At 66.6% G+C, this 7,951-nt stretch carries 6 protein-coding genes; 4 read left to right on the top strand and 2 right to left on the bottom strand.

The window, feature by feature from the left end:
• Window positions 1–456 precede the first annotated feature (456 nt).
• Window positions 457–696 carry a RidA family protein gene (locus AB7O82_RS30535; RefSeq protein WP_428556158.1) on the top strand — a complete coding sequence of 80 codons (240 nt, stop codon included), beginning with the start codon at window positions 457–459 and terminating at the stop codon, window positions 694–696.
• A gap of 166 nt (window positions 697–862) precedes the next feature.
• Here AB7O82_RS30535 and AB7O82_RS30540 read toward each other — a convergent pair whose 3' ends face one another.
• Window positions 863–2,479 carry a GMC family oxidoreductase gene (locus AB7O82_RS30540; protein ID WP_428556156.1) on the bottom strand — a complete coding sequence of 539 codons (1,617 nt, stop codon included), beginning with the start codon at window positions 2,477–2,479 and terminating at the stop codon, window positions 863–865.
• A gap of 125 nt (window positions 2,480–2,604) precedes the next feature.
• On the opposite strand from AB7O82_RS30540, the gene AB7O82_RS30545 reads away from it, so the two are divergent.
• Window positions 2,605–5,040, top strand: a complete 2,436-nt coding sequence (locus AB7O82_RS30545; protein ID WP_428620971.1) for a DUF4214 domain-containing protein — start codon at window positions 2,605–2,607, stop codon at window positions 5,038–5,040.
• 349 nt (window positions 5,041–5,389) lie between these two features.
• On the opposite strand, the gene AB7O82_RS30550 is transcribed toward AB7O82_RS30545, so the two are convergent.
• Window positions 5,390–6,592, bottom strand: a complete 1,203-nt coding sequence (locus tag AB7O82_RS30550; protein WP_428620972.1) for a multidrug effflux MFS transporter — start codon at window positions 6,590–6,592, stop codon at window positions 5,390–5,392.
• A 193-nt stretch (window positions 6,593–6,785) separates the two neighbouring features.
• On the opposite strand from AB7O82_RS30550, the gene AB7O82_RS30555 reads away from it, so the two are divergent.
• On the top strand, window positions 6,786–7,175 hold the full coding sequence (locus tag AB7O82_RS30555) for a VOC family protein (protein ID WP_428550724.1): 390 nt from the start codon (window positions 6,786–6,788) through the stop codon (window positions 7,173–7,175).
• A gap of 90 nt (window positions 7,176–7,265) precedes the next feature.
• On the top strand, window positions 7,266–7,820 hold the full coding sequence (locus AB7O82_RS30560; RefSeq protein WP_428550727.1) for a carboxymuconolactone decarboxylase family protein: 555 nt from the start codon (window positions 7,266–7,268) through the stop codon (window positions 7,818–7,820).
• Window positions 7,821–7,951: the final 131 nt, after the last annotated feature.

The raw sequence follows: 7,951 nt of genomic DNA on the forward strand, positions 1-7,951 counted from the left end.
GCCGGGTCGTGCGGGATATCGGCGGACGGGACGATCTCGCGCACATGATGGAACGCCCAGCGATTGAACGGCGCCGTCCGCCAGTTGGCGAGCGTGACCTGCCCCGAGGGTGGCGGTGGAAAGCCGGACATCAGGGAGGCCCGCGTTGTGGGATTGTCTTGCACGGAGTCTCCCGGAGAGGGTCGTCGATGCCGCCGAGCTTGCTATGATCGGCATGCCGCGACAACACCCACGGGCGAAACGCTCTTTCATTCTCCTCCCCAGCTCTGCTGGGGAGGTGTCGCCGTCATACGGCGTCGGAGGGGTCATGAGCCATGGCGCCGACGTCTTTGTGGCTCATGACCCCTCCGCCCCGTATGACGGGGCACCTCCCCACCGAAGGTGGGGAGGAGGATGAAAAGGGACGCCCATATGTGAATGCCCCGCGGGAAGTGTCCGAAGAGAGGAGAGCACGTCATGCCCATCGAGCGCTTCATGGTTGTCGGGGAGCTCGAGCCAGTCAGCCATTACTGCCATGTCGTCCGCGCCGGCGACTTCATCTACCTTTCGGGCATGGTCGGCATGAGGGCGGACGGGACCATCCCGGCGGACACGGTCAGCCAGTTCGAGATCGCGTTGAAATCGATAGACACCTGCCTGCGCCACGCCGGCGGAAGTCATGGTCTTCCGGACCGCGGGCGTCTCGCCCGCTCATGATTCATGAGCATGATCGGGCGAGACGCCCGCGGTCCAAGAGAGCCCTGACCCCTCCGCCTGCCTGCGCGAAGCCGAAGCGGCTTCGCTTCGGCGGAGGCAGGTCGCCGTAGGACGGCGACACCTCCCCAGCGAAGCTGGGGAGGAGAAGGAATGAGCGCGTTCCCGTTCACGCCGCGGCGGCCTGAACCGTCGATGCCAGCATCATCCGCGCGGCCTTCTCGCCGATCATGATCGAGGGCGCATTGGTGTTGCCCGAGGTCAGCGTCGGCATGATCGAGGCATCGGCGACGCGCAGCCCCACCAGGCCGCGAACGCGAAGCTGGTCGTCGACCACCGCCATCGGGTCCGCGCCCATCTTGCAGGTGCCGACCGGATGGTAGGTGGTCTCGGCGTTGTTCCTCACCCAGTCGAGCAGCTCGTCGTCGGCGCCGATGTTCACGCCGGGCGCGATCTCGTCGGTGGCGATGCCCGCCATGGCCGGCGCGGTCATGATGCGCCGGGTGATGCGCATCGCTTCCAGCGTCACCTCGCGGTCGAGCGCCGCGCTCAGGAAGTTGAAGCGGATCGCCGGCGGCGTGTCCGGCCGGCTCGACGTGACATGGATGCTGCCGGTGCTCTCCGAGCGCAGGATGTTGGTGATCGCGGTGATGCCGGAGGTTTTGGCCAACTGGAAGTTCTCGCCCACCAGGAACGGGATCCAGGAGATCGCCGCGTCGGGCGCCTCCAAGCCGGCGCGGGTGCGGATATAGGCGCGGATCGGCGCCGCCGGTAGGCCTAGCAGCCCCTTGCGGGTGAGCGCGTAGCGCAGCGCCTGGCCGACCTTGCCGAGACCGCGCATCTTGTCGTTGTAGGTCACGCCGAGCGCCGGCGGCACCGTCCATTTCATCCTGGGCGAATAGTGGTCGCGCAGGTTCTCGCCGACGCCCTTGAGCTCGTGGCGCACCTCGATGCCGACCGCCTTCAGCCGTTCCGGCTGGCCGATGCCGGAGAGCTCCAGCAGCTGCGGCGAGTTGATCGAGCCGGCGCTCACGACCACTTCGCGGCCGGCGCGCGCTTCGCGCTGCTGGCCACCCACTGTGTAGCGCACGCCGATGCAGCGCTTGCCGTCGAACAGCAGGCACTCGGTCAGCGCGTTGGCGACGATCGTCAGGTTCGGCCGGCTGCGGGCGGGATCGAGGTAGCAGACCGCGGTGCTCATGCGGCGACCGCCGCGGATGGTCGCCTGGGTCATGCCGATGCCGTCCTGGCTGGCGCCGTTGTAGTCCCTGGTGTAGGCGATGCCGACCTGGCCGGCGGCCTTGATCAGCGCATCGTAGATCGCGCCGCTCTCGTTGCTCTCGGTCACCTTCAGCGGTCCGGTGCGGCCGCGATACTCCTCGTCGGCATCGCCCTGGAAGCTCTCCATGTCGCGGAAGATCGGCAGCACGTCGCGATAGCTCCAGCCGCGATTGCCGAGCTGCGCCCAGGTGTCGTAGTCCTGCGCCTGGCCGCGCACGAACACCATGCCGTTGATCGACGAGGAGCCGCCCAGCAGCTTGCCGCGCGGGATCGGGATGCGGCGCTGGCCGGTCGACGCCTCGGGCTCCGAGGCATAGAGCCAGTTCGCGGCAGGGTTGTCGATCAGCCTGGCGAAGCCGACCGGGATCCACGACCAGGGATGGCTTTCGCGCCCGGCTTCCAGCACCAGCACCTTGTGCCGGGGATCGGCGCTCAGCCGGTTGGCCAGCACCGAGCCGGCCGAGCCGGCCCCGACGACGATGAAGTCGAAGCTCTGTTGGTCCATTGTTCCCCCCGCGGTTTGCATTGGTCACGAGCGCAGCACCGAGGTGAGCGCAGCGTTGCAGGGTACGTCAAGCGGCTCTCGTGGGCTCAGATCATGATTGCCGCATACGGGGCCGGCAGCAGGCGATGGCGGCTCTGCCCGGCGACGGGCGGCAACGGTCGATCGGGGGCGCGCTTCGAGATCGGGCTATTGCCTGCCACGGCCGCCGTCACATAGTATCCTTCCGAGGCTACGGGGGGACAATAATGGCATACATTGGAAAAACGTATCGCGGCGTCGATTACCATGGGTTCTGGCCGGGCTGGCACGCGGAACAGTTCAAGCAGACGGAAGATTCCGACTTCGCCAACGACGCCTTCCAGTCGTTGTGGGGCAAGCAATTCATGGCGGCGACCGAGCCCAGCTTCAGCTCGCCGCACGACAACGGCACCAACTACCGCGATGACCTGGGAACCCTCGCCCGCGAGGGCTTCACCCTGGTCCGGCTTTACGACTGGAACCCTGCCCGCGGCACTGCCCCGGGCGACCCCTTGAAGGGGCTGGATCACATCAACTTCCTGAACTATGCCAAGAGCCTCGGCATGAAGGTCGTGGTGCCGGTCTCCAATTATTTCATAAGCAACAACGGGGACTCCTGGAACAACGTCACGCCCAACAGCAGCTACTCCTTCGACTCGGCGCCCGAAAAGATCCAGGACAGCTTCAAGCGGTTCATCGCCAGCATCACCGATCCCACGACGAACAAGATTCACGACGCCGTCATGATCAGCGTCGCCAACGAGCCGGACTACCTCGCGGGGCCGGTCGCCGATCCGCCCGTTACCGATGCGTCGCAGGCCCTCTCGCGCATGAACTGGTGGATCTACAACCTGCACAAGCAGATCAATGGCACGGACGGCACCAACGGTCCCGACGGCAATCCCGTCGTCAATGGCTCGAGTGGCCCGATCGTGCAGATCGGCGCCACCTTCGGCAATGGCGACCAGACTGGCACGAATGGGAGCTGGTTCAAGGCGCTGGTCTCGGGGGCCCAGCAGGGACAGGGCCTTCCCAGCGTATGGAACAATGCCACCAAGTTCAGCGCGACCGTGACGGGCCTCTCCCAGGTCGACTCGGGCTTCGAGAGCTACTACTTCAACAGCTTCAACATCGGCCAGAGCAATACGACACCTCCTTACAGCAACGGGATCGCCGCCACGCTGGCGCTCCTGGACAGCGGCGCCTCGCCGTGGCCGGGACAATCGTTCAACGTGCCAGTGTTGTTGATGGAAGTGTTCACGCCCAACCGGAATCTCTACAAGAACGACGCCGAGATGGCCAAGGCGGCCGTCAAGGAAGCCCAGGACATCGAGGCCTATCTCAAGTCCCACAATGCCGGCACGCCCAGCAGCACGACGAACCTGATGGGCTACAACTACTTCGAGTTCACCGACGAGGCGGGCGCGCGGAACAAGTTAACCGGCCTCAATCTGTTCTCGAACGATTCAACGAACGCCCATACGGGCGGCACCAGCTTGTTCTCCGGCGGTTACGGGGACTACACCTTCCCGGTCTACAAGCTCACGCCGTCGGTGGGGCCGGACGGTACGGGCACGCTGGCGGCGGCCTGGACTGCCCAATTCCCGACGTTCCTGGACTCGCATAACGATGCCTTCGTGGTCCTGCAGGGCAATCCGCTGGGCGGCGCCGCGCCAGTCGGCTCGCTGGCCGCCGCCGTGCCGTTCGGTGTGTTGACCAACGACGTCTCCGAGGAGACTGCATTCGTGGCGGTGCAGTCGGGGGCGAAGAACGGCGACCTGGCGCTCGCTCCGGATGGCGTGGTTGCCTATACGGCGAACGACGGATTCACCGGCGTCGATACTTTCAGCTACTATGCTTTCGGACAGTACGGAGTATTGGACACCTCGGGGGTCGTGATCCACGTCGTGCCGGTCGATGTCGACGGGACAACGGCCACGTTGCAGCTGTTGTCGCTCACTTCCGGGGAGCTGATTGCCGCGACCTATGCCGCGTATCTCGGTCGTGCCGCCGATGCGGGGGGCTACGAGTACTACGTCGGCGAGTTCAACAAGAGCCTTCCGACCCAGGGTGCCGCGGCCGCGCTCGCCCCTATCGCGCACTCGTTCGGGACCAGTGCCGAGGCAAAGGCCCTCTACCCGTTCCTGGCCAACCCGGGTGGAGCAAGCGACGCGCAGATCGCCGACTTCCTCAACAGTGTCTACGAAAACCTGTTCGATCGCCCGACCGACGCGCCGGGATCGGCCTATTGGGTCGGACAGATCAAGCAGGCGCTGCAGTCGGGCAACTCCGTGGACGCGGTGGTGGTCAACATCATGAGCGGGGCTCAGGAGACAGCGGCGGCCCAGGACATCACGACGCTGATGAGCAGGGTGGCGGTGAGCCAGGAATACGTCTACCAGCAGGAACTCCACGGAACCGACTGGGCAGGTGCAAGCGACATCGCGGCGGCGACGACTTTGCTCCACAGCGTGACAGCCGATCCGCACAGCCTGGTGATCGGGGTCAGGACCGCTCAGGAATTGATTGCCAAGCATCCGTGATCGACAGTCGAGGAATCGGGGCACCGCCTGCGAAGGCCCATGCTCGAGGCCTTCGTCGAACGAAGTGGTCCCTCCCGTGTCCTGACCGAGCGTCCGGGGATTCCAGACTGCAGTCTTGTCAATTGGGCTGCAGACCAGTCGGCCTGGACGCTCGTTGAGGTTGCGCGCACCGCGAAGCGGTGCGGTATTCGGCTCGAAACGGCCGCCGTCGCCCGCTCGACCGCGGCCGTCGAGCCGAAGTCCGCCTTGCTCGTCGGCGCAGATTTCGACGATCCCGAGCCCGCGCCGCCGGGCGTACCCCCCGCGATATGCCATCGGTCACGAGCGCAGCACCCGGCCGGGTGTCGCGTCATGCCGCCTTGGGCAGCCTGCGCACGAGCGTCCACCAGCCCGCCAGCCCGACGATTCCGGTTACGGCGACGCCGAGACCGATGTTCAGCTGCGTGTCGTGCGGCAGGTAGCCGATCAGCAACGTCAGCAGCGCGGCCGCGATCATCTGCACGAAGCCCATCAGCGCCGAGGCCGCGCCGACGCGGTTGGCGGGCACCGCGGCGAGCGCGTTGGCGATCGCGTTGGGCATGTTGAGGCCGTTGCCCCAGCCCATCAGGACCAGCGGCACGATCAGCGCGAGCGGCGTGACGAAGCCGAGCAGGGCCGTCGCCACCATCGCCGCCGCGCCCAGGGTGAGGATGCCCTGGCCGACGGGGATCAGGAGCAGGCTCTGCACGCGGCCCTGCAGACGGCTGGAGACCAGGCTGCCGACGACGAAGTTGCCCGCCCACGCCAGCGTGAACCAGCCGAAGAGCTCGGCCGCCACGCCCATCCCCTGGATCAGCAGGATGGGGCCGCCGGAGAAGAATACGTTGAAGCCGGCCGAGGCGCAGGTGGCTGCGATCATGAGGCCGACGAACCGGCGTTCGCGCAGCACCCCGCGAAAGCCGTCGACATAATCGCGCACCACGCCGGTCGTGCGCGGCGGCGCCTTGGGCGCGGTTTCGCCGAGGATGTGCCAGACCGCGACCAGCATCACGAAGCCGATGGCGGCCGTGAACCAGAAGCTGCTCTGCCAGCCGAAATGGCCGAGCAGCTGGCCGCCCAGCAGCGGCGAGAACGCCGGCGCCAGCGCCATAGCCGACGCCATGTAGCCCATCGCCCGCGGCGCCTCGGGGCCGGAGCGGCTGTCGCGCACGATGGCGCGGCCCAGCACGACGCCGCCGCAGGCGCCGCAGGCCTGGATCAGGCGCGAGGCGATCAGGGCCTTGATGGTCGGGCTCAGCGCGCAGCACAGGCTGCCGATCGTGAACACGACCAGGCTGGCCAGCAGCACCGGCCGCCGGCCCAGGCTGTCCGAGAGAGGGCCCACGGCGAGCTGCGCGAAGGCGAACGCGAACAGATACACCGACAGCGTGAGCTGCGCCGTGCCGTAGGCGACGTCGAAGCTTCGCGCGATGGCCGGCAGCGACGGCAGGAAGATGGTGAGCGCGAGCTGCGAGGCGACTGTCGCGCTCATCAGCAGCCAGATCGGCGGTTTGCCAGATCGGCGGTTGGTCATGCGCATGCGCGGCGGTTTCGGATGGTCAGGGACGGTGGAGGGGAGGGGGCGGAGGAGGGGCGCGCTTCATAGCAGCGTCCGGAGGCGCTCGTCAGCTTTTCACGCGGGCCCTGGTCGCGCCGCCGTCGTTTCCTGCCGCATGCTATCTTTCGTCGACGACGCGACAGTCGCCACATGACACGAGGAGACCGACATGGCGAAATTTACCCACGACCACGTGCACCTGCGCAGCCCCGATCCGGAGGCGACGGCTCAATTCTATGAGCGCATGTTCGGCGCCGAGGTGCTGCGTAGCGTGCAGCAGGGCAAGCCGCGCGTCGATCTCGACCTGGGCGGCTTGAAAGTGTTCATTGCCAAGGCAGCGGCGGACGACAAGATCGGCGCGGCGCCGACGTCGCCTTATCTCGGCCTCGACCATATCGGTCTGACGGTGACGGGCATCGACGCCGCGGTGGCCGAATTGAAGGCCAAGGGCGCGGAGTTCACCATGGAGCCCACCACGATACGGCCCAACGTGCGCATTGCTTTCCTGCGCGGGCCGCAAGGCGTGGCCATCGAGCTGGTCGACCGCAACGCGGCCTGACGCGACCAACGAACGGAAACAATCCGGCCCGGTGGGCGCTGAATGGCCCCGCGGCGAGAAACGCAACGCTCTCAAATTGGAGGAACGGCCATGCCGCGCTACGAAACCCTGACACCGGAGCAGATGACGCCCGAGCAACGCCAGGTGGTGGACAATGTCATCGCCGGACCGCGTGGCTCGGCCACGCGCGGGCCGTTCATGGCCTGGCTGCCCTCGCCGAAATTCGCCGATCTGGCGCAGGCGCTGGGGGCGCAGACCCGGTTCGGATCCAGTCTTCCGGCGAAACACTACGAGATCGCCATCCTGATGGTGGCGCAGCAGTGGCGCGCGCAGTTCGAGTGGTATGCGCACGCCCGACTGGCGCGGGACGCCGGCATCAGCCAGGGCATCATCGATGCCATCCATCGTGGCGAGAAGCCGAAGACAATGGACTCCCAGGAAGAGGCGATCTGGCAGTTCGCACGGGAACTGCTGCAGACCCAACGGGTGTCCGAGCCGACCTTCGCCAGGGCGAAGCAACTGTTCGGACAGAACGGCGTGGTCGATCTGGTCGGCGTGATGGGCTACTACACCCTGGTGTCGATGACGCTCAACACCTTCCAGGTGCCGCTGCCCGAGGGCGAGAAGCTGCCGTTCGAGGAGTAGCTTGTTATTCTCCTCCCCAACGAAGTTGGGAGGCGTCGCCGTCATTCGGCGAGGTCATGACTCAGGGGACCGCGGGCGTGCCGCCCCCCCCAGATCAAGAGCGGGCGGGACGCCCCCCGTCCATAAGAGTG

Origin of the sequence: Reyranella sp. (genome assembly GCF_050185545.1) — a bacterium.
Lineage (GTDB): Bacteria > Pseudomonadota > Alphaproteobacteria > Reyranellales > Reyranellaceae > Reyranella.

What these genes read in the sequence shown, in the direction of transcription:
- AB7O82_RS30560 (WP_428550727.1), top strand. Translation starts at nt 7,266, where the DNA reads ATGCCGCGCTACGAAACCCTGACACCGGAGCAGATGACGCCCGAGCAA.
- AB7O82_RS30555 (WP_428550724.1), top strand. Translation starts at nt 6,786, where the DNA reads ATGGCGAAATTTACCCACGACCACGTGCACCTGCGCAGCCCCGATCCG.
- AB7O82_RS30545 (WP_428620971.1), top strand. Translation starts at nt 2,605, where the DNA reads ATGGCGGCTCTGCCCGGCGACGGGCGGCAACGGTCGATCGGGGGCGCG.
- AB7O82_RS30550 (WP_428620972.1), bottom strand. Translation starts at nt 6,592, where the DNA reads ATGACCAACCGCCGATCTGGCAAACCGCCGATCTGGCTGCTGATGAGC.
- AB7O82_RS30535 (WP_428556158.1), top strand. Translation starts at nt 457, where the DNA reads ATGCCCATCGAGCGCTTCATGGTTGTCGGGGAGCTCGAGCCAGTCAGC.
- AB7O82_RS30540 (WP_428556156.1), bottom strand. Translation starts at nt 2,479, where the DNA reads ATGGACCAACAGAGCTTCGACTTCATCGTCGTCGGGGCCGGCTCGGCC.